Source organism: Rhodanobacter sp. KK11 (assembly GCF_033345435.1).
In the GTDB taxonomy this organism is placed as follows: Bacteria; Pseudomonadota; Gammaproteobacteria; order Xanthomonadales; family Rhodanobacteraceae; genus Rhodanobacter.
In genome coordinates this window covers 466,366-485,979 of the sequence record NZ_JAWPMI010000004.1, presented here as the reverse complement: position 1 = coordinate 485,979, position 19,614 = coordinate 466,366, and the positions used below count along the sequence as shown (strand labels likewise).

Below are 19,614 nucleotides of genomic sequence, written 5' to 3'. Positions count from 1 at the left end.
CCGCGACCTGTTCATCCCCTCAGAAATCGAACTTGATGCCCTGCGCCAGCGGCAACGCGTCGGAGTAGTTGATGGTATTGGTCTGCCGGCGCATGTAGACCTTCCACGCATCGGAACCCGATTCGCGGCCGCCGCCGGTTTCCTTCTCGCCGCCGAACGCGCCGCCGATCTCCGCACCGGAGGTGCCGATGTTGACGTTGGCGATGCCGCAGTCGGAACCGGCCGCCGACAGGAACTGCTCGGCCGCCTTCAGGTTGGTGGTGAAGATCGACGAGGACAGGCCCTGCGGCACGTCGTTCTGCATCGCGATGGCTTCATCCAGTGTCTTGAACGGCATCACGTAGAGGATCGGTGCAAACGTCTCGGTCTGCACCACCTCGTCGGAGTTCTTCAGGCCGGTGATGATGGTCGGCAGCACGAAGTTGCCCTTGCGCTCGGTCAGCGCCTTGCCGCCGGTGGCGACAGTGCCGCCGGCCGCCTTGGCCTTCTCGATCGCGGCCAGGTAACCCTGCACCGCTTCCTGGCTGTTCAGCGGGCCCATCAGCGTGGTGGCCAGGGTGGGATCGCCGATCTTGCCCTCTACCTGCTTGTACGCCTTGACCAGGGTATCGACCACGCTGTCGTGGATCGACTCGTGCACGAACACGCGGCGGGTGGTGGTGCAGCGCTGGCCGGCGGTGCCGACCGCGCCGAACACGATGCCGGGGATCGCCAGCGCAAGGTCGGCCGTCTCGTCCACGATGATCGCGTTGTTGCCGCCCAGCTCCAGCAGCGAGCGGCCCATGCGCTGGGCGACGCGCTCGCCGACCATGCGGCCGACCTTGGTCGAGCCGGTGAAGCTGATCAGCGGGATGCGCCGGTCGTCGACGAAGGCCTGCGCCAGGTCGCTGCCGGCGTCGTTGAACAGGAAGAACAGGTCGGGGAAGCCGCCGGCCTTCAGCGCGTCGTTGCAGATGCGGAGGGTGGCGATCGCCGACAGCGGCGTCTTCGGCGACGGCTTCCAGATGCAGATGTCGCCGGCGATGGTGGCCAGCATGGCGTTCCACGCCCACACCGCGACCGGGAAGTTGAACGCGCTGATGATGCCGACCAGGCCGAGCGGGTGGTACTGGTCGTACATGCGATGGCCGGGGCGCTCCGAGTGCATGGTGTAGCCGTACAGCATGCGGCTCTGGCCCACCGCGAAGTCGGCGATGTCGATCATCTCCTGCACTTCGCCGTCGCCCTCGGGCTTGATCTTGCCCATCTCCAGCGCGACCAGCGAACCGAGCGCGTCCTTGTGCTTGCGCAGCGCCTCGCCGCACAGGCGCACCGCCTCGCCGCGGCGCGGCGCCGGGGTGGTACGCCACACTTTGAACGCTTCCTGCGCGCGCTTGATGATGATTTCGTAGTCGGCGGCGCTGGAGGCATGCACGGTGCCGAGCACTTCGCCGGTGGCCGGGTTCACCGGCTGCAGGGTGCCGGCATCGGTGGTCTTCGACCACTCGCCTTGGCCGAGGTAGCCGCCGGACTGCTCGCCATCGAGGCCGAGCGCGCTGAGGATTGCATGGGACATGGATGTCTCCTGGACGTGCGGCGCCCATGGGCGCCGTGGGTTGAATCGGCAATTGCCCATTCTAGCAGGCCGGCAGGCATGGCTTCGTTCCTGCCGCCGTGCTGTGGCAAGAACCAGAAGCCGCGCTCCCTCTCCTGCCTGCAGAGGGGAGGAGCCTGGCGTCGTGCTCCCTCCCCTGCCTGCAGGAGAGGAGCCAGGTACCGTGCTACCTCCCCTGCAACGCAGGGGAGGGTTGGGGTGGGGTCGCTCTTGGTCCGGCTCTTCGGCAACCCTGCGCAACCCCCTCCCGACCTCCCCCTGCAAGCAGGGGGAGGAGCCAGGCGTCGTGCTCCCTCCCCCTGCCTGCAGGGGAGGAGCCAGGCGTCGTGCTCCCTCCCCTGCCTGCAGGAGAGGAGCCAGGTACCGTGCTCCCTCCCCTGCAACGCAGGGGAGGGTTGGGGTGGGGTCGCTCTTGATCCTGCTCTTCGACCAGTGCGCAATCGCACCATGGCGCGATCCATGCGAAAATCCCGGCGCTGCCCTCGTAGCTCAGTTGGATAGAGCGGCCCCCTCCTAAGGGGCAGGTCGGACGTTCGAATCGTCTCGAGGGCACCAGTCACCGCAAGCGAGGGCCGGCCACGCCGGCCTTCGTGCTTTGCGGCTCAGGAACTGCACGACAACATCGAGCAGCCGGCCTTGTGCCGCGCCCAGTCCGGGCGCTTGCCCGCATACGCCTCGCGACCGGGCTGGTCGTCGTACGGATGGCGCAGCACGTCGAGCAGTTCGTGGATGCCGGCGAGATCGCCCTGCTCCGCGCGGTCTATCGCCTGCTGCGCCAGGTAGTTGCGCAGCACGTAGCGCGGATTGGCCAGGCGCATGCGTTCGCGGCGCCGCTCCGGCGGCAAGGGGTCATCGGCCAGCCGCGCCGCGTAGCGGGTCAGCCAGTCGACGAGCGCGGGTTCCGCCGCGCGCCGCTTCGCTTCGTCGTAGAACGCCTCGCCGAACGGCGCCAGCGTGGGCGTCCGCGCATCGAGGTCGGCCAGCGCGCGGAACCACAGCGTCATGTCGACCTCGGCCTGCTGCATCGACGACTGCAGCGACCGCATCAGCGCCACGTCGTCGTCGCGGCATTCGGCCAGGCCCAGCTTGGCGGCGACGTTGGCACGGTCGGCGGCGGCATACGTGGCGGCGTAGTGCTGCAGGCCTTCCTCCAGCGCTCCGACGCCGTCGAACAGCGGCGCCAGTGCGCCGGCTAGGCAGCTCAGGTTCCACCACGCCACGTCCGGCTGCTGGCCGTAGCGGTAGCGGCGGCGCTGCGCGTCGGTGGTGTTCGGCGTCCAGTCCGGATCGTAGTCGTCGACCCAGCCGTACGGGCCGTAGTCGATGGTGAGGCCGAGGATCGACATGTTGTCGGTATTCATCACCCCGTGCACGAAACCCACGCGCATCCAGTGCGCCATCAGCCTGGCGGTGCGCTCGCAGACCTGGGTGAACCATGCCGCGTACAGCGCCTCGCCCTGCCCGTCGAGCTCCGGGAAATCGCGGCGGATGGTGAACTCGACCAGCCGGCGCAGCAGCGCGATGTCGCCGCGCGAGGTGGGCAGCTCGAAGTTGCCGAAGCGGATGAACGAAGGCGCCGCGCGACACACGATCGCGCCCGGTTCCGGCGCGGCGTGGCCGTCGTAGAACATGTCGCGCAGCACCGTCTCGCCGGTGCCGACCAGGCTCAGCGCGCGCGTGGTGGGCACGCCGAGGTGATGCATCGCCTCGCTGCACAGGAACTCGCGCACCGAGGAACGCAACACCGCGCGACCGTCCGCGCCACGCGAATACGGCGTCAGCCCGGCACCCTTCAGCTGCAGTTCCCAACGCTCACCGGCATCGTTGACGACCTCGCCCAGCGAAATCGCCCGACCATCGCCGAGCTGCCCGGCCCAGTGGCCGAACTGGTGCCCGCCGTAGTTGGCCGCGTACGGCTGCATGCCGTCGAGCAGCGCATTGCCGCCAAACACCTGCGCGAACTCCGGCGTGGCCACGTCCACGGCGCTGAATCCCAGCGCGGCCGCCATCTCCGCCGAATGCGCCAGCAGGCGCGGCGCGGCCACCGGCGTCGGGTCGACCCGCGAATACAACGCGCCCTCGACCTGGCGCAGCCGCGCGCCCTGCTCCGCATCGCCGGGCAGCTCGCGCACAAACGCATTGTCGAAACGAAGATCGGGCATCGGCGCGCCTCGGAAAGCTGCAGCCTATATCCGGGCGCCGTCGGCCCGATGCAAGGCCGCGACGCAGTCAGCGCGCCACGGTCCGCCCGCGGCGTGCCGGACGATGGATCGCCTGCAGCCGCTGGTAGACGGTCATCACCGCGGTGCCGTAATTTCTGGCCAGGGCCGGCGTGTGGCTGTGGTAGTAGCCCACGCCGAGCACCCGGTCGCGGGTCTGGCGCATGCCGTCGCGCAGGATCTTCGCGGCCACGGTGATGTTGGTGCGCGGATTGAGCAGGGTCAGCGGGTCGCGCACCACGTCGCGGTGCATCGGGTAGTAGACCTGCATGATGCCGACGTCCTGCACGGCCGAACCGAACTGGCTCGCCTCGGCCATCGCCAGCTGCACGTCGTGGCGATCGCCACGCACCAGATGATCGTTGACGCGGAACAGCCACGGCGTGGGCGCGACCTTGCCGTCCGGGTACAACGCCTTCGACTCCACCAGGGCGATGCTGTACAGCAGCAGCGGATCGACGCCGGAGGCCTTGCCGATCTCCGACCACAGGCTGTCGCGCGAAGTGATGTCCAGGTCGGGTTCCTCGATCGGCATCATCAGGTCCATCGTGCTGACTTCGGACAGCAGCTTGCGTTCGGCCGCGCCCGCCGTGGGGCGGGCCGTGGGCGAAACCGCCGGCACGTCCGTCGACACGGGTGCCATCCGCGCGGGCGCGGGCCTGGTCGGCAAGGCTGCCGCGTGCATGGCCGATGCCGGCTGCGCCGGTGCAGCGAGCGTCTCGCTGGCCGGCCTCGATCCCGTGTCGGGGTGCGCCATGCCGAAGCGCAGCAGCACCAGGGCAACGCCGGCGACGGCGCTCATCGCCACACCCGCCAGCAGCCGGCGCCGCTGCACGCTTTTCCCTCCGAACCACGCCGGCAGAGGCACCCGCATCCACGGCGGCACGCGCATGCCGGCAAACCGATGCAGGCTGGCGACCAGCGCCGCGTGCCAGTCCTCCAGCGGCCACGTGGGCGGCAGCAGCCAGCGCTCCGCCTGCGGCTGCGGCGCACGCGGGGGTAGCCGCCCCGACACGCGCCGCGAACGCATCCACTGCGCCGGCGCCGGTATCATGACCGTTGCGGCGAGGGGACGGCATGTCGACGAATCGCCGCATTTCCAACGCGCCGGCGCCATCAGATGGACGCGACCCGGCGTCCGCAGCATGCTCCGCGCCGCCATGGCGCCCGTGGCCGGATGCCGGCCACCGACCCCGGCGCAGCCGTGGCTGCCGCCGTGCGAGGCATCCGCGGTCATGGGAGTCGAGCCGTCCACGGGGAATCCTGTTCAGAGGCACGGTCGCGGCCAGCTCGCGGTGCCGAAGTCCGCCATTAAATCAGGTTTGCGCGGCCAGTTCCCGCATCCGGCCGCACGACATTCACGCATGGCGCCGGTGCGGCACACCCGAACCGGTGCGCCGGTCAGCCGTTATAGTCGGCTGCCGATCGCTGCGAAAACCGCATGAAGCCGACACCCGCCAACGACCTCAACGCCGACGCGCTGCCCGAGGACGCCCCCTACCTCGCCGCGACCACGCGCTGGCTGGAGCGCGCGGTGATCGGGCTGAACCTGTGCCCGTTCGCCCGCGCCCCGCACGTGCAGGGCAAGCTGCGCCTGCGGGTGAGCCATGCGCGCGACACCAACGCGCTGCTCGACGATCTGTGCGGCGAACTGCAGTCGCTCAACGCACTGTCTCCGGACGAGTGCGAGACCGGCCTGCTGGTCCACCCGTTCGTGCTCGGCGACTTCCTCGACTACAACGACTTCCTCGACGTCGCCGATGCCGCCTTGCAGACGCTGGGGCTGCAGGGCGAATGGCAGGTGGCCAGCTTCCATCCCCATTACCAGTTCGCCGACAGCGCGCCCGACGACATCGAGAACCTCAGCAACCGCTCGCCGTACCCCATGCTGCACCTGCTGCGCGAAACCAGCATCGAGCGCGCGATGGAAACGATGAGCGACACCGACAGCATTTACCGGCGCAACATCGAGACGCTGCAACGGCTGGGCATCGATGGCTGGCAAAAGCTGTGGCGCAACGACACGGATTGAACACAGCCATCCAACCCGGAGTTCACACTCGCGTCAGGCGAAGCTGTCACACTGACGAGTGAAAAATATCCCCGACCCCTACGCCGAAAGCGTCGACCCCAGCGTGCAATGCACGACCTGCGAAGCCGTGTGCTGCCGCCTCACCGTGGTGCTGATGCCCGAGGACCGGGTGCCCGCCTGGCTGGTCGATCATGACGAGCACGGCATGGCGATCCTGGCCAAGGGCGAGGACGGCTGGTGCGCCGCGGTCGACCCGAACACTTCCCGCTGCACCATCTACGCGGACCGCCCTGCCATCTGCCGCAAGTTCGCGATGGGCAGCCCGAGCTGCCGCGACGAGCGGCACAAATGGTTCGGCAACGCGATTCCCACCGCGGTACGCGTGCTGTAGGTGAGCAAATCACCTGACCGTACCGGTCAGGTCACCGTCCACGTAAAACCTCCCATCCGGTTTCAACGTGAACGTGGATGACGCTACCGGACAACCTGGTGGGTTCCGGTGGGTCGTGAACGTCATGGATGCTGTTTTGCCATCCCCTTCTTCAAGGATCGACTCGGCCACTTCGATCTCGTTGGCACCCGTCATCCAGAGATAACCACCCACCGGCGTTTCGCCCAAGTCCCCCAATCGGGCATAGACCAACCCCACCGCGTGTGCGCTACCACGGCTCGGGCGATCTTCCACATCGAAGAACCTGAATACGACAGTTCCGGCGCCGCCTTCGGTGGACTTCGTGTCCACTGCCAAACGCCCAAAATCCCGCAACGGGATGACTTGCCTGCGTTCAAACCTCAGTGCCGGGCAGTTTGCGGTGCCCTCTTTCGCGATAGCAGGTTGCACAATAAGGAACAGCACGCCAGCAAACGCACCGAGCAAGTAACGCATCGCGACGGTCCCTCGAAATTCGTGGATGGTGGTTATGGATTGCTGAAAACCGGCGCGACCTCGCCGGCATCGAGCACGCGCCATTCGCCCGGCGGCAATGCGCCCAACGCCAGCGCGCCGATCGATATCCGCTGCAGCGTCTCGACGTGATTGCCGGTGGCAGCGAACATGCGGCGCACCTGGTGGTAGCGGCCTTCGGTGACGGTGAGGCGCACGTGGCGCGGCCCCAGCACCTCCAGCGCGGCGGGCGCCAGCGGGGTGGTTTCCCCTTCCAGCAGCAGCGTGCCGCTGGCGAACAACGCGCCTTCGTCGCCGCGCAGGTCCTGTGCCAGGGTGGCCTCGTAGACCTTGGCCACATTCGCCTTCGGCGAAATGATCCGGTGCAGCAACGCGCCGTCGTCGGTGAACAGCAGCAGGCCCGAGGTGTCGCGGTCGAGCCGGCCCACCGTTGAAAGCGCCGGCGAGCGCACGCGGTAGCGCGGCGGCAGCAAGTCATACACCACGCGCCCCGGGTCCTTGCGCGAGCAGGTGACGCCGAGCGGCTTGTTCATCATCAGGGTCAGCCCGGGCGGCGGATCGAGCGGTTCGTCGTCGACGCGGATGGTCTCGTACGGCACCACGTCGTCGGCGTACAGCACCTCGCCCGCGGCGTCGGTGATGCGCCCGGAGCGGAACAGCTGGGTCACGTCCTTGCGGCTGCCGTAGCCCAGGTTCGCAATCAGCTTGACCAGTTTCATCCGCGTACCCCTGTCGCCTCGATCACCTTGAATCCTTCCTGCACGGCCAGCGTGCGCACGTCATGGAAACGCGAAGCCAGCACCGCCTCGTACGGCAGATGCCGGTTCGCCACCATCAACAGCCGGCCCGCCGGCAGCAGCGCCCCGGCCGCACTGACGATGAATGCGCGGCCCAGCTCGGGCAGGTCGGCGCGCCCCTGGTGGAACGGCGGGTTGCTGACGACGGCGTCATAGCGTTGCGTCAGGCCGCGGGTCACGTCGTGCCAGTGCACCGCCACCGCGACGGCGTGGCCGCTTTCCCGCACCGCCCGCGCCAGGTTCGCCCGCGCCGGCTCCAGCGCGCGGGCCTCGGCCTCGTACAGGTCGAGCGCATCGACCCGCGGACAACGCGCCACGACCTGCGCGGACAGATAGCCGTAGCCGGCGCCGAGATCGGCCACGCGACCGTGCAGGTCCGCCGGCAGGTACTCGGCCAGCAGCGCCGAGGCGCGGTCGATGCGGTCCCAGGCGAACAGGCCGGGGCGGCTGACATAGCCGTCGGCGATCGTGCGCGGCGCGTCCAGCGCCAGCCATGCGGCCAGCAGATCCTGGTCGATGCCACCCGGCGACGGCGTGCACCAGAACACGCGGCACTTGTGCTTGGACAGGTGCTGCACGGCGCCGGCCAGTTTCGCCAGGTCCGCCTCGCCCGACTTCGCGCCTTCGGCATTCGGCATCGCGGCCAGCAGCGTGCCGCCCGGCGCCACGTGTGTCAGCGCGCGGGCGAACAACGCGCGCGCCTCCTCGCGCTGGCGCGGCGGCAGCAGCAGCACCAGCGGAAATTTTTCATCGGCGGTCGCTTCGCCCACGCGCAGGCCGCAGCGGCCCAATTCGTCGGCGAACGGCAGGAAGCTCTGCTCGCACAGCCAGCCGGGCTGCGCCATCTCGCGCAGGCGCGCCCCGGTGCGGGCGCGCAGGAACAGCGCGCGACCGTCCGCCGGCAACTGCAGCTCGCCAGCCTCGAACGGTACAAACAGGGCCGCCAGCGCCGCATCCGGCGCGGCCGCGAAAAATCCGCCGGCAGTCACGTCATCCCTTCCACACCTCGAACAGTGGCGGCATTGTACGTGGCGGCCGGCGCGCCGCCGCGACCTACACCGCCCGGCCCATTCGGCCGATCCAGCGGTACATCGCCCAGGTCACCGCCACGAACAGCACGCCGCCGATCCAGATCGCGGCGACGTGGAAATTCTCGCCCACCAGCGCCAGCGGCGCGTTGCGGTCGGCGAAGCCCAGCTTGTCGGAGAACGCCACCAGCGCCGCCACGATCACGCCGAGCAGGCTCTCGCCCACGATCAGGCCGGAAGCCAGCAGCACGCCGAGCTGCTTGGTCGGTTCGGGCCGCGGACCACGCTCGGCGCGCTTGTCGAACCACGCGCCGACCAGTGCGCCGACCACCACCATCAGCGTGGTGGAGGTGGGCAGGTAGATGCCCAGGCCCACCGCCAGCGGCGGCAGCCGCATCGACTTGCCGGTGCGCGCCAGCGCCTCGTCCAGCACGATGATGCCCACGCCGATCGCCGCGCCGATGGTGATCAGGCTCCAGTCGATATTGCCGGTGATCACGCCCTGCGCCAGCGCCGAGATCAGCCCGGCCTGCGGCGCCGGCAACGCACGCGCGGGATCCACGCCCGGTGCGCCGAGGAAGCCGTAGGCCTGATTGAGCAGGTCCAGCACCGGCGGGATCACCAGCGCGCCGGCGATCACGCCGATCACCAGCGCCCATTGCTGCAGCGCGGGCGTGGCGTCGACCAGCTGGCCGGTCTTGAGGTCCTGCAGGTTGTTGTTGGCGATCGAGGCCACCGCGAACACGATCGCGGTGATGAACAGCGCGAACGCCACCAGCGCCTTGCCGGCCTCCTCCGGCAGCATCGACTTCACGCCCAGCACCAGCAGCAGCGCGGCGATGATCACCACCAGGATGCCCACGCCCGACAGCGGGCTGTTGCTCGAACCGATCAGGCCGGCCATGTAACCGCACACGGCAGAGACCAGGAAGCTCAGGATCACCACGAACAGCACGCCGCCGACCACCAGCAGCACGGTGTGTTCGCCCAGCCCGCTGATGTTGCTGAAGTGGCCCAGCAGCCACGCCACCGGGATCAGGCACAGCAGGGTGATCAGGCCGACCACGCCGATCGGCATGTCGTGCTCGGTGCGCGGCAGCGTGGCCAGCTGACCGGCCTTGCGCACGCGCGAGGCAGCCATCGCGCCAGCCAGGCCGCCGATCACCGGCTTGACCAGTTTGGCCAGCGTCCAGATCGCCGCCACGCCGATGGTGCCGGCGCCGACGAAGCGCACGTAATGGCTCCACGCACCCTGCGCCACCGCGTCGGCGGCGCCGTCGGCCGGGTGCAGCAGCAGGAAGTGCGGCACCGCCCAGCCCCAGCCGATCAAGGCACCCACCAGCATCGCCACGCCCACCCACAGGCCGACCAGGTGGCCCACCGCGAACAGCGCGAACGACAGGCTGAAATCGAAACCGGTGGCGGCGCCCTTGTCGCCTACGCGGAAGTAGCTGGACACCGCGGCGGCGAACAACTTGGTCTGCACGATCACGTAGAACGCCGCCGAGACGACCGCGCCGGCGACCACCGCCTTCAGCCCCGCGCCGCCGGATTCCACCGACCCGGCCGCCTCCTCCGAACTGGAGCCCACCTTGAGCACCTCGGCGCAGGCCACGCCTTCCGGGTACGGCAGGTCCGAGTCGGTGACCAGCGCGCGGCGCAGCGGGATGGTGTACATCACGCCGAGGATGCCGCCGGTGGCACAGATGCCGAACGACATCCAGAAGGGGAACCCGTTCCACCAGCCGATGATGATCAGGCCGGGCAGCACGAAAATGATCGAGGACAGCGTGCCGGCGGCCGAGGCCACCGTCTGCACGATGTTGTTCTCCTGCATGGTCGAGTTCTTCAGCGAGCGCAGGATGGCCATCGAGATCACCGCCGCCGGGATCGAGGTGGCGAAGGTAAGGCCGGCCTTGAGGCCGAAGAACACGTTGGCCGCGGTGAATACCACGGTGATCACGATGCCGATGATCACCCCGCGCAGGGTGAACTCGACGCGCGGCGACGCGCTGGACACTGGCTGTACGCTCACGAATGGTGTCCCCTGACTGGCTGGATGAAGCGGTGGAAGATAACGTGGAATGGTCGCACATGCTCACCGCAGTGCGGGAAAACCGACCCGATCCGGCCATCGCTCACAACACCATCCGGCTCTCGAACCGGCGCGACTTCCCGGTCAGCGGGTCGGCAAAGGCCAGGCTGCGCGCCAGCAGCTTCAATGGCCGCCGGTAATCATCGGCGGCCTTGTCGGTCAGTACCGGATACAGCGTATCGCCGCAGATCGGCGCGCCCAGCGCGGCCATATGCACGCGCAGTTGATGCTTGCGGCCCGTCACCGGATGCAGCGCATAGCGCCAGCCATCGGTGCCGCGCGCGGTCACCTCGATCCGCGTCTCGGTGTTCGGCTCGCCATCGACCTCCTGCATGCGGAAGAACGGTTCGCCCGCCACGATGCGCGAGCGACGCAGCAGCGGGAACGACGCACCCGGCAGTGCAGGCGCCAGCGCCTCGTAACGCTTGTCTATCCGCCGCTCGCGGAACAGCGCCTGGTACGCCGCGCGGCTGGCCGGATTCGCCGAAAACAGCAGCAGCCCGGCAGTGGCGCGATCGATCCGGTGCAGCGGCACCAGCGCGGGATTGTCCAGCCGGCGCATCAACCGGCGCAGCAGGGTCTGCTCGACGAAGCCGCCGGCCGGGGTCACTGGCAGGAAATGCGGCTTGTCGGCCACCACCAGATGCTCGTCGACATGCAGCACGGTTTCGGTGAACGGAATCACCGGCTCGTCCATCACCTCGCGGTAATAGTGGATGCGCATGCCCGCGCGATACGGCGTCTGCGACGTGATCGCGACGCCCTGCCCGTCCAGCACGCGCCCGCGCACGATGCGGTCCAGCCACTGCTCGCGGCTGATGGCGGCGAACTGCGCGCACAGGGCATCGAGCGCCGTCGTCCAGCCACCCGCCGGAAGATGCACGGTACTGGCATGGACGTCGCGGACGAAGGATGGCGTGGGCTGGGGCATGCCCGCCGCAGTCTAGTCCGTCACCAGACCGGTGGCTGGCGCGGGGTCCGCGCCAGCCACCGCCCGATGCAACATGCCGCTCCCCTGCCGGGGTGGCAGCCGTCGACGAACTGTTACAGGCCGATGCCCAGGCCGACCGTGGCGCTGGTGTCGCCATGGCCAGCCAGCGCGGCTCCGAAGGTCACCGCCACCTTCGAGGAGAACGCGTGCTGCACGCCCATCGCCACCGCACCGCTGCCGCGATAGCTGCCGACGGCCATACCCAGGCGGGTGTTGCTGGCGCTCACTGCCGAGGCGCTGGATGCCATGCCGGCCATGGCCGCACCGAGCGCGCCGATGCGGTCGATGCGACCGTCCTGGCTGGCGAAACGGTCGTTGACCTCGCCCCGGAAGCGATTGAACTCCTCGCCGACGCCCAGCGCGGCCAGCTGCCGGTCGGTATACGCCTGCGCCGCCGACAAGGCACGCACGTCACCGGCATCGGCATAGGTTTCGGCGGTCTCCATCGCCGCGTCGAGCTGGCGCAGGTTGATGGCGTCGGTAGCCTGCGTGGCGTCGGCGACGTTGACGATCTGGCGTTCATCGCCGGCACGCCCCACCGAGACCGTATTGCTCCGGTCGGCCACCGACATGATGCCCAGCGCCACCGACCGATCCGCGGTCGCCGAGCTGTTCTGGCCGATGGCGACCGCCTGGGCACCGGCAGTGACCGCGCTCATGCCGACGGCCACGCTGCCGACGCCTTCGGCACGCGATTGCGCACCCATCGCGGTGCTGTAGTTGCCCATACCCTGGCTGGCGTAGCCATAGCTCGAGGCCTGCACCCCCGCACCGACGGCGCGGGCGCCGACGGCGGTGGCGGCGTCGGCACGCGCGTCGCTGCGCAAGCCCATGGCGGTACTGTCGTAGCCGGCCGCGCTGCTGAGCAGGCCGACCGCCGTGGCGCCTTCCGCATTGGCCTTGCTGTCGTTGCCCAGCGCCGTGCCGTTCTGCCTGGCGGTGCTGCGGGTGCCGACCGCCAGGGCGTCTTCGTAAGCACTGGCGTTGTAGCCGATGGCGGTGCCGTTCGCCCCGGCGGCGTAGCTGCCAAAGCCGAACGCGCTGCTCGTGGTACCCAAAGCGGTGGCCGAGCTCCCCACCGCGGTGGAGTTGTTGCCCAACGCCGAAGACGCCCCGCCGATCGCCACGCCACCTTCGACCGCGGAGCTGCTCTCGCCGCAGGCGAGCGATATCATGCTCGGCGCCGCGAGGGCACCACCGTTGTATTCCGTGCCAGGGGCGCCGTCGCTCAGTTCGCAGGTGTCCCCCGCCCATGCCGTGCCGGTGGTCGACAGCGCCAGCAGCAAGGCTGCCGCCAGCGCGTTCCTGTACCTCATGTTCATGCTGTTCTCTCCCGGCCGGATGGCCCTTCGGTATGGTCGCTGCAGCACGCCGTGCTGCTCCCCGGAAGGACAAACGCGAAAACGGGAAAGAAAGTGCCACGCTCCTAGGGCAAGGCCAGGCAGGTCTCGATGGCGAGCGTGGCTTCGGCCATGCACTGGCCCTGGACGGGATCGCCGGAATAATCGCGCAAGTCATCGCGAAAACTCCCCAGCATGGCGGTATCGCCGATCCTCGACGCATGCAGCAGCGACAGCATCCACACACGCATCCAGCTGCGGCTGGTGGCGCTGGGCGGTTGGCGTTCGCGCAGGTCCGCCAGCAGGGCGGAGGCGTTGGCCGCATCGCCATGCAAATGCGCCAGTTCGGCACGGGCAAGCAGGAATTCGGCGGAAACCACCGCGGAATCGGAAGCATGCGTCGCCGCGCAGGTGTCCAGCAGTGCGGTCGCCGCCGCCGGCCGGGCCTGGCGCAACAGCACCGAGGCTTCCATGCCGCAGTTCCTCAACCAGTAGGCCGCGCCGTTGTCGAGTTTTCCCAGCATGATGCGATCGGTGTGCAGGTCACGGCGGGCACCCTCGAAATCGCCGGTGCCGGCACGGCTGTAGGCACGGTTGTAGCGACACGACTCGGCATGCACGTCGTTGCGATCCAGCGCCTCGTCGATGGCGATGTTGCGGTCGTACCAGGACAGCGCGCCCAGCAGGTCGCCACGCTGCTGCAGCACCGCGGCCAGGTTGCACGCAGCTACCGCGGCATACATGTGCGGCTTGTCGTAGATGCGGTCGGTGATCGCCAGCGCCTGCCGTGCCAGCGCCTCGGCGCGATCCAATTGCCCGGCATTGCGATAGCTGGGTACCGAATCGGCCAGGTGGAACGCGTACGTGCCATCGTTCTCGCCGTACAGCCGACGCGCCACCTCCAGGCGCTGCGCGTGCAGTTCGAGACGCTCGGCGCGGTCATCGGCACGAGCACTTTTGGCGAGGCTCGCCGACAGCGCATTGAGCGCATCCATGTGCAACTGCGTGCTGGCCAGTCCGGCAGCGGGAATTTCCGTCGCCAGCTGGCGCAGACGCTGCTGGGCGTCGTCGCGCTGGTCGGTCTTGGACAAGGCGGCGGCCAGCAGGAGTTCCGCCGACAGGCGATCAGCGGCGGGCGCGCGCGCCCGCCGCACCCAGTCCAGCGCCTGGCGGAAGTGCGCGATCGACACATCCAGCGGCCCGCGTACCCGATGCAGCCGGCCGAACTCCAGGTGCACCTGGGACAGTTCGTATGCCGGCGGCGGATCGATCGCCTGCAGCGTGCGCAGGGCCAGTGCAAGATCCTGCTGCGCGCGATCGAAATCGTTGAGCGCGATGCGCGCGCCACCGGTAATCAGCAGGACGTCGGCGGCCGCGCGCGGGTCGCGCTGCAGCAGCTCGCTGCGCGCGCGTGCGGAACCCTGCCCCAGCAGATCGAGCGCATCGGGCACCTTGCCGCTGGAAGCTTCGGCCGAGAGGAACACCCCGGACAGGAAATCGCGCACGATCACCGCACGCCGCGCCTGCTCTTGCGCGTGGTTGCGCTGGATCACCACCTGCACCGCGCCGGCGGTGAACAGCGCAAGCACCAGCGCCGCCGTGGCCACCGCGGCACGATGCCGGGCCACGAAGCGCGCCAGCCAGTAGCGCACGCTGGGTGGCCGCGCCGCGACCGGGCGCCGTTCGCACCATGCACGCAGGTCGTGGGCCAATGCCTCCACCGAGGAATAACGCCGCTCCGGTTCCTCCGCCAGCGCCTTCATCAATACCGTATCCAGGTCGCCGGCCAGGCTGCGCGCGCGACCGCGCTGCTGCGCCTGATCGCCCTCCGCCGGCACCCGCGACGGCGCCGTGATCGCCCTGCCGTGCGCCGCCGGCCGCGGCGGGCGGCCACACAACAGCCGATACAACAAGGCACCCAGGCCGAACACGTCGGCCGCCGTGGTGGCGCGCGCGCCGGCCAGCTGCTCGGGCGCGGCGTACTGCGGCGTCAGCGCGCGCGCCCGCGATTGGGTGGCCTCGATCAGTTCCTCGTCGAGCAGGCGGCCGATGCCGAAATCCACCACCCGCACGTGGCCCTCGCCATCGACCAGCACGTTGGACGGTTTCAGGTCGGCATGCACGACCAGGTTGCGATGCGCATAGGCCAGCGCCGCACACACATCCAGCACCAGCGCCACGCGCTCGCGCACCGACAGGCAACGCGCATCGCACCACTGGTCGATGCGCTCGCCCTCGACCAGCTCGATCACCAGGTACGGCGTGCCGTCGGCGGTTTCGCCGGCTTCGTGCAGATGGGCGATGTGCGGATGGTTCAGCCGCGTCAGGATCGCCTGCTCGTGGCGGAAACGCCGCAGGCCATCGCCGGCCAGCGCGCCCAGGGTCAGCAGTTTCAGGGCGGCGCGCTGGCGATGCGCGCCTTCGCCGCGGCAGGCCAGGTAGACCACCGACATGCCGCCGCGGCCGAGCTCGCGCTGCAGTTCCCAGCCACCGATCGCGCGACCGACCATGCCGCCGGCCGCACGCTCGCCCGCCGATTCGCCATCCGCGACCCACGGCAGCGGTTGCTCCAGCGCGCCGGAGCGGGCATGCGCGCGCAACAGGCGCTGTACGCGATCGAGCAGTTCGGGCGGCAGCGACATCGCCGCCAGCGTCGGGGCGCGCTCGGGTTCGGCGAGATCCAGCAAGCGGTCAAGCAGCGCATCGGCGCGCACCCAGAGTTCGCGTTCCGATGCGGGCATGGTCATGGCGGTGCCAGCGCCGTGCCGGGCTCGAGCTGCGCATACAGGAAGGCCCGCGCGCGCTCCCATTCGCGTTTGGCGGTGCGTTCGGAGCTGCCGTGCAACTCGGCGATCTCGGCGAAGCCGAAGCCGGCGAAGTAGCGCAACTCGACCACTTCCATCTGCCGGGGGCTGTGCTCGCGCAGCAGCTCCAGCGCCGCGTCCAGCGCCAATACCTCGTCGTCGGCGGCAATGTGCGGCATCAGCCGGTCGGTCAGGGTGAGGTCGGCCTGCATGCCACCACGCTTGAGCGCATGCCGGCGACGGGCTGCGTCGACCACGATCGAGCGCATCGCGCGTGCCGCGCAGGCGAAGAAATGCTGGCGATCGTTCAAGTTCAGGCTGCCGCTGCCAGTCAGGCGCAGGAACGCCTCATGCACCAGCACGGTCGGCGTCAGCGTGGCTTCCGCCGTGGCCAGCCGCGAACGCGCCAGCCGGCGCAGCTCCGGATACAGCACGGCAAATACCTCGGCCAGCCGTTCCGGCTCGCCGCTCCGTGCCCGCGCCAGCAACTGCGTGATCTCCGCCATGCCTCGTCCCCTTGTGCCGCCGCTTCCGGCAGCCCCCTCGGCCGGAGTCTACCTGCAGTACGTGTCCCGGAAGGTCGTGCTGGCACGTTTTGGCGCGCTTTCGCGTTTATCCTGCGGGAGAGCGCCAAACCGGCGCCGGAACCGCCACTGGACAGGAACCCGGAGGAATCATGCCCGTCGCCACCCTCACCAGAATGACGTTGTTCGCACTGCTGTTGCTGGGCACCGGCACGGCCGGCGCCGCCGATGTCCGCGGCAGTGCCGATCATCCGCTGCTGCCGCGCTACCAGGGCGCCGAGATCGTGCGCTACGAGCAGCACGCGTTTGCCAGCCACGCGTTGCTGAATGCGCCGGCCAGGACGCATGGCGGCCTGCAGAAGAACCTGTCGTCGACGTTGCCGCTGGAAGGCCGGCTCACCCGCATCAGCTACCGCGCGCCGGCCGAGCGCGCCACGCTGGAAGTGTTCCGCAATATCGAACAGGCACTGCAGGCGGCCGGCTTCAAGCCGCTGTTCGAGTGCGCGGCCGAAGCCTGCGGCGGGCGCAATTTCAACCTGGCGGCCAGTGGCGGCGAGCTGTACTCGCTGTTCGGCGATTATCCGCAGGAGCAGCGCTATGTCGCCTCGCGCCTGCAGCGCACCGAGGGCGACGTGTATGCCTCGGTCTATGTGGTCTTCAACAAGTCCGGCGGCGGTCCCAACCGCCATCGCGCCATGGTCCAGCTGGACGTGGTCGAGCTGAAGCCGATGGAGCAGCACATGGTGGTGCTGGACGCCGGCGACCTGCAGCGCAAGCTCGACCAGGAAGGCCGCGTGGCGATCTACGGCATCCTGTTCGACACCGACAAGGACAGCATGCGCAGCGACTCGGCCGCGCAACTGCAACAGATCGCCGCCCTGCTCAAGCAGCAGCCGCGGCTGAAGGTGCTGGTGGTGGGCCACACCGATGCGCAGGGCAGCATGGAGCACAACCGCGATCTGTCGACGCGGCGTGCGCAATCGATCGCCACCGCGCTGGCCACGCAGCACGGGATCGATCGCGCACGGCTGACGCCCATCGGCATCGGCATGGCGGCACCGGTGGCCAGCAACCGCAGCGAAGCCGGCCGCGCGCAGAACCGGCGGGTGGAGCTGGTGGATATCGCAACGTCGCCGCAGGCCCGCTGAACATCGTGACCGGAGCCTGGCGCCGCGCGCTGACCAGCGCGGGCCGGGCTCCGATCATCGCCAGCGCGTAGAATGGCGGGCTTGTTGTCTCAAGGCACGCCCATGGCCCTCAACGCCACCATCTACAAGGTCGAACTGCAGATCAGCGACATGGACCGGCATTACTACGCCACCCATGCGTTGACCCTGGCGCGACACCCGTCGGAAACCGAAGAGCGCCTGATGGTGCGCCTGCTCGCGTTCGCGCTGTACGCCGAGGATCGGCTGGAGTTCGGCAAGGGCCTCAGCGACGAGGACGAGCCGGCGCTGTGGCGCAAGGCGTATACCGACGAGATCGAGCTGTGGATCGAGGTCGGTCAGCCCGACGAGACGCGCATCCGCAAGGCCTGCGGCCGCTCGCGCCAGGTGGTGGTGGTCAGCTACGGCGGCAACGCGGCGGAGATCTGGTGGAACAAGGTCGGTGCGCCACTCAGCCGCAACAAGAACCTCACCGTGCTCGACATCCCCGCTCGCACCGTGGCCGAACTGGTCGCCCTGCTGCAGCGTGGCATGCGCCTGCAGGTACTGGTACAGGACGGCCAGTTGCAACTGATGAACGAGACGGATGCGGTCGCCGTCGATCCGCTCAAGCGCATGGTCGCGGCCGAACTGGTGAGCTGAGGCCCACCGCCGGCCATCCCGCGGCGGTTTCCCGCATAATCCACCAGCCGATCCCATCCCTCTTCCCGGAGTCATCCATGCGCTGGTTGTTGCCCCTGCTTGCCGTCTTCGCCCTCGCCGCCTGCAGCACCCCGCCGCAAGCCCACGCCAACGGACAGGTCGACAAGCTCACCGTGATCGACCAGAAGGTCGGCACCGGCGCCGAAGCGAAAGCCGGCATGGACGTGCTGGTGCACTACACCGGCTGGCTGTATGACGAAAACGCGAAGGACAAGCACGGCGCCAAGTTCGACAGCTCGTACGACCACGGCGCACCGTTCAACTTCACGCTCGGTGCCGGCCGGGTGATCGACGGCTGGGACCAGGGCGTGGTCGGCATGAAGGTCGGCGGCAAGCGCACCCTGCTGATTCCCGCCGAACTCGGCTATGGCGCCCGCGGTGCCGGCGCCGACATCCCGCCGAACGCCTCGCTGGTGTTCGACGTGGAACTGATCGACGTCAGCACGCCCTGAGGTCCGTAGGGCGGGCACTGCCCGCCGGCTTCTGCTTCGCGTGACCTTGTCGAGGAGCGGCGGGCGGTGCCTGCCCCACGAAGCATCGGTGTCGCCAGTCAGTCGCCCCGTGCCGCCGCCTCACGCCCCTGCTGACGGATGATCGCTTCTTCCCGCGCGTCGATGATCGACTGCATCACGCTGTCGACGTCGGCGATGGTTTCGTCGAACTCGAAATGGCCGGTGAGCTCGCTGTCCGGATGCAGCTCGCCCAGTTCGTACAGCGCCCACATCTCTTCGCCGTAATACGTATCCAGCAGCTCCGGCGCAAAGCGCGACAGGCTGATGGTGATGTTGCCCACGTCACGCCGCAGCATCGCGCGCGCCGCGTTGTTGCCGGATGCGCTGACCGCCTGCGGCAGGTCGATGATCACCGGACCCTCCGGCCCCACCAGCACGTTGTACTCCGACAGGTCGCCGTGGATCAGCCCCACGCACAGCATGCGCGCGACCTGCCGCATCAGGAAGCGGTGGTACTCGCGCGCGGTGTCCGCTGACAATTCCACTTCACCGAGACGCGGCGCGGAGTAGCCGTCCGCATCGGTGACCAGCTCCATCACCAGCACGCCATTGAAATAGCCATAGGGTTTCGGCACGCGCACGCCGGCGGCGGTGAGCTGATACAGCGCATCGACCTCGGCATTCTTCCAGGCGGCCTCGGCCTCCTTGCGGCCGAACTTGGTCGCCTTGCCCATCGCGCGCATCTGCCGGCTGCCGCGCACCTTGCGCCCTTCCTGGTATTGCACGCGTGCCTGGAAACTGCGCTGCGCCATGTCCTTGTAGACCTTGGCGCAACGGATGTCCTCGCCCGAGCGGACGACGAAGACGGAGGCTTCCTTGCCGCTCTTCAGCGGTCGCAGCACCTGATCGATCACGCCCTCTTCGATCAGCGTCTGCAGGCCCTGGGGAGTTTTCATGCGTGGGGGA

At 68.9% G+C, this 19,614-nt stretch carries 17 protein-coding genes and 1 tRNA gene; 6 read left to right on the top strand and 12 right to left on the bottom strand.

The annotated features are described in order from the left end of the window. Positions 1-19 precede the first annotated feature (19 nt). Positions 20-1,555, bottom strand: coding sequence for an aldehyde dehydrogenase family protein (locus R5H19_RS12830; protein WP_318159388.1), 1,536 nt, complete (start codon positions 1,553-1,555; stop codon positions 20-22). A 517-nt stretch (positions 1,556-2,072) separates the two neighbouring features. Between R5H19_RS12830 and R5H19_RS12825 the strand changes: the two genes are divergently transcribed. Next, a tRNA-Arg gene (locus R5H19_RS12825) sits at positions 2,073-2,149 on the top strand. Positions 2,150-2,196: 47 nt separating this feature from the next. Here the strand turns inward: R5H19_RS12825 and R5H19_RS12820 are convergent. Further along, a complete protein-coding gene (locus R5H19_RS12820) occupies positions 2,197-3,756 on the bottom strand; it encodes a YdiU family protein (protein ID WP_318159387.1) in 1,560 nt (519 codons plus the stop codon). Positions 3,757-3,823: 67 nt separating this feature from the next. Beyond that, positions 3,824-4,867 (bottom strand): transglycosylase SLT domain-containing protein, encoded by a 1,044-nt coding sequence (locus R5H19_RS12815; protein ID WP_318159386.1) that lies wholly within the window; start codon positions 4,865-4,867, stop codon positions 3,824-3,826. 387 nt (positions 4,868-5,254) lie between these two features. Between R5H19_RS12815 and R5H19_RS12810 the strand changes: the two genes are divergently transcribed. Then, on the top strand, positions 5,255-5,845 hold the full coding sequence (locus tag R5H19_RS12810) for a DUF1415 domain-containing protein (RefSeq protein WP_318159385.1): 591 nt from the start codon (positions 5,255-5,257) through the stop codon (positions 5,843-5,845). Positions 5,846-5,903: 58 nt separating this feature from the next. Continuing rightward, complete coding sequence (locus tag R5H19_RS12805) at positions 5,904-6,236, top strand: YkgJ family cysteine cluster protein (RefSeq protein WP_318159384.1); 333 nt, start codon at positions 5,904-5,906, stop codon at positions 6,234-6,236. 9 nt (positions 6,237-6,245) lie between these two features. Here R5H19_RS12805 and R5H19_RS12800 read toward each other — a convergent pair whose 3' ends face one another. The 8 genes from R5H19_RS12800 to R5H19_RS12765 all read right to left on the bottom strand — a co-directional run bounded on the left by R5H19_RS12800 (position 6,246) and on the right by R5H19_RS12765 (position 16,310). Further along, a complete protein-coding gene (locus tag R5H19_RS12800; protein WP_318159383.1) occupies positions 6,246-6,731 on the bottom strand; it encodes a hypothetical protein in 486 nt (161 codons plus the stop codon). 32 nt (positions 6,732-6,763) lie between these two features. Next, positions 6,764-7,468, bottom strand: coding sequence for a 16S rRNA pseudouridine(516) synthase (locus R5H19_RS12795; protein WP_318159382.1), 705 nt, complete (start codon positions 7,466-7,468; stop codon positions 6,764-6,766). Then, the gene (locus R5H19_RS12790) at positions 7,465-8,535 is read right to left on the bottom strand and encodes a methyltransferase (RefSeq protein ID WP_318159381.1); all 1,071 of its coding nucleotides are present in this window, start codon (positions 8,533-8,535) and stop codon (positions 7,465-7,467) included. Before R5H19_RS12790 ends, R5H19_RS12795 begins: the two co-directional genes overlap by 4 nt. A gap of 64 nt (positions 8,536-8,599) precedes the next feature. Beyond that, positions 8,600-10,609: an oligopeptide transporter, OPT family gene (locus tag R5H19_RS12785; RefSeq protein ID WP_318159380.1), complete on the bottom strand. Its 2,010-nt coding sequence runs from the start codon at positions 10,607-10,609 to the stop codon at positions 8,600-8,602. 103 nt (positions 10,610-10,712) lie between these two features. Next, entirely contained in the window at positions 10,713-11,600 is an 888-nt protein-coding gene (locus tag R5H19_RS12780) for a pseudouridine synthase (protein ID WP_318159379.1), read from the bottom strand. A 113-nt stretch (positions 11,601-11,713) separates the two neighbouring features. Beyond that, entirely contained in the window at positions 11,714-12,982 is a 1,269-nt protein-coding gene (locus R5H19_RS12775; protein WP_318159378.1) for a YadA-like family protein, read from the bottom strand. 104 nt (positions 12,983-13,086) lie between these two features. Continuing rightward, positions 13,087-15,747: a serine/threonine-protein kinase gene (locus tag R5H19_RS12770; RefSeq protein ID WP_318159377.1), complete on the bottom strand. Its 2,661-nt coding sequence runs from the start codon at positions 15,745-15,747 to the stop codon at positions 13,087-13,089. Then, complete coding sequence (locus R5H19_RS12765; RefSeq protein WP_318159376.1) at positions 15,744-16,310, bottom strand: ECF-type sigma factor; 567 nt, start codon at positions 16,308-16,310, stop codon at positions 15,744-15,746. Before R5H19_RS12765 ends, R5H19_RS12770 begins: the two co-directional genes overlap by 4 nt. Positions 16,311-16,480: 170 nt before the next feature. Between R5H19_RS12765 and R5H19_RS12760 the strand changes: the two genes are divergently transcribed. From R5H19_RS12760 to R5H19_RS12750, 3 genes are all read left to right on the top strand, one after another. Beyond that, a complete protein-coding gene (locus tag R5H19_RS12760) occupies positions 16,481-17,476 on the top strand; it encodes a DUF4892 domain-containing protein (RefSeq protein WP_318159375.1) in 996 nt (331 codons plus the stop codon). Positions 17,477-17,578: 102 nt separating this feature from the next. Further along, positions 17,579-18,136, top strand: a complete 558-nt coding sequence (locus tag R5H19_RS12755; RefSeq protein WP_318159374.1) for a YaeQ family protein — start codon at positions 17,579-17,581, stop codon at positions 18,134-18,136. Positions 18,137-18,213: 77 nt separating this feature from the next. Continuing rightward, a complete protein-coding gene (locus tag R5H19_RS12750; RefSeq protein ID WP_318159373.1) occupies positions 18,214-18,648 on the top strand; it encodes an FKBP-type peptidyl-prolyl cis-trans isomerase in 435 nt (144 codons plus the stop codon). A 98-nt stretch (positions 18,649-18,746) separates the two neighbouring features. Here R5H19_RS12750 and R5H19_RS12745 read toward each other — a convergent pair whose 3' ends face one another. Continuing rightward, on the bottom strand, positions 18,747-19,604 hold the full coding sequence (locus R5H19_RS12745) for a PA4780 family RIO1-like protein kinase (protein ID WP_318159372.1): 858 nt from the start codon (positions 19,602-19,604) through the stop codon (positions 18,747-18,749). Between the last annotated feature and the right edge of the window lie 10 nt (positions 19,605-19,614).

Excerpts from the sequence above, each read along its gene's own strand:
- R5H19_RS12760 (WP_318159375.1), top strand. The coding sequence starts at position 16,481 with ATGCCCGTCGCCACCCTCACCAGAATGACGTTGTTCGCACTGCTGTTG.
- R5H19_RS12815 (WP_318159386.1), bottom strand. The coding sequence starts at position 4,867 with ATGATACCGGCGCCGGCGCAGTGGATGCGTTCGCGGCGCGTGTCGGGG.
- R5H19_RS12810 (WP_318159385.1), top strand. The coding sequence starts at position 5,255 with ATGAAGCCGACACCCGCCAACGACCTCAACGCCGACGCGCTGCCCGAG.
- R5H19_RS12770 (WP_318159377.1), bottom strand. The coding sequence starts at position 15,747 with ATGACCATGCCCGCATCGGAACGCGAACTCTGGGTGCGCGCCGATGCG.
- R5H19_RS12780 (WP_318159379.1), bottom strand. The coding sequence starts at position 11,600 with ATGCCCCAGCCCACGCCATCCTTCGTCCGCGACGTCCATGCCAGTACC.
- R5H19_RS12765 (WP_318159376.1), bottom strand. The coding sequence starts at position 16,310 with ATGGCGGAGATCACGCAGTTGCTGGCGCGGGCACGGAGCGGCGAGCCG.
- R5H19_RS12750 (WP_318159373.1), top strand. The coding sequence starts at position 18,214 with ATGCGCTGGTTGTTGCCCCTGCTTGCCGTCTTCGCCCTCGCCGCCTGC.
- R5H19_RS12800 (WP_318159383.1), bottom strand. The coding sequence starts at position 6,731 with ATGCGTTACTTGCTCGGTGCGTTTGCTGGCGTGCTGTTCCTTATTGTG.
- R5H19_RS12775 (WP_318159378.1), bottom strand. The coding sequence starts at position 12,982 with ATGAACATGAGGTACAGGAACGCGCTGGCGGCAGCCTTGCTGCTGGCG.
- R5H19_RS12830 (WP_318159388.1), bottom strand. The coding sequence starts at position 1,555 with ATGTCCCATGCAATCCTCAGCGCGCTCGGCCTCGATGGCGAGCAGTCC.
- R5H19_RS12745 (WP_318159372.1), bottom strand. The coding sequence starts at position 19,604 with ATGAAAACTCCCCAGGGCCTGCAGACGCTGATCGAAGAGGGCGTGATC.
- R5H19_RS12755 (WP_318159374.1), top strand. The coding sequence starts at position 17,579 with ATGGCCCTCAACGCCACCATCTACAAGGTCGAACTGCAGATCAGCGAC.
- R5H19_RS12795 (WP_318159382.1), bottom strand. The coding sequence starts at position 7,468 with ATGAAACTGGTCAAGCTGATTGCGAACCTGGGCTACGGCAGCCGCAAG.
- R5H19_RS12820 (WP_318159387.1), bottom strand. The coding sequence starts at position 3,756 with ATGCCCGATCTTCGTTTCGACAATGCGTTTGTGCGCGAGCTGCCCGGC.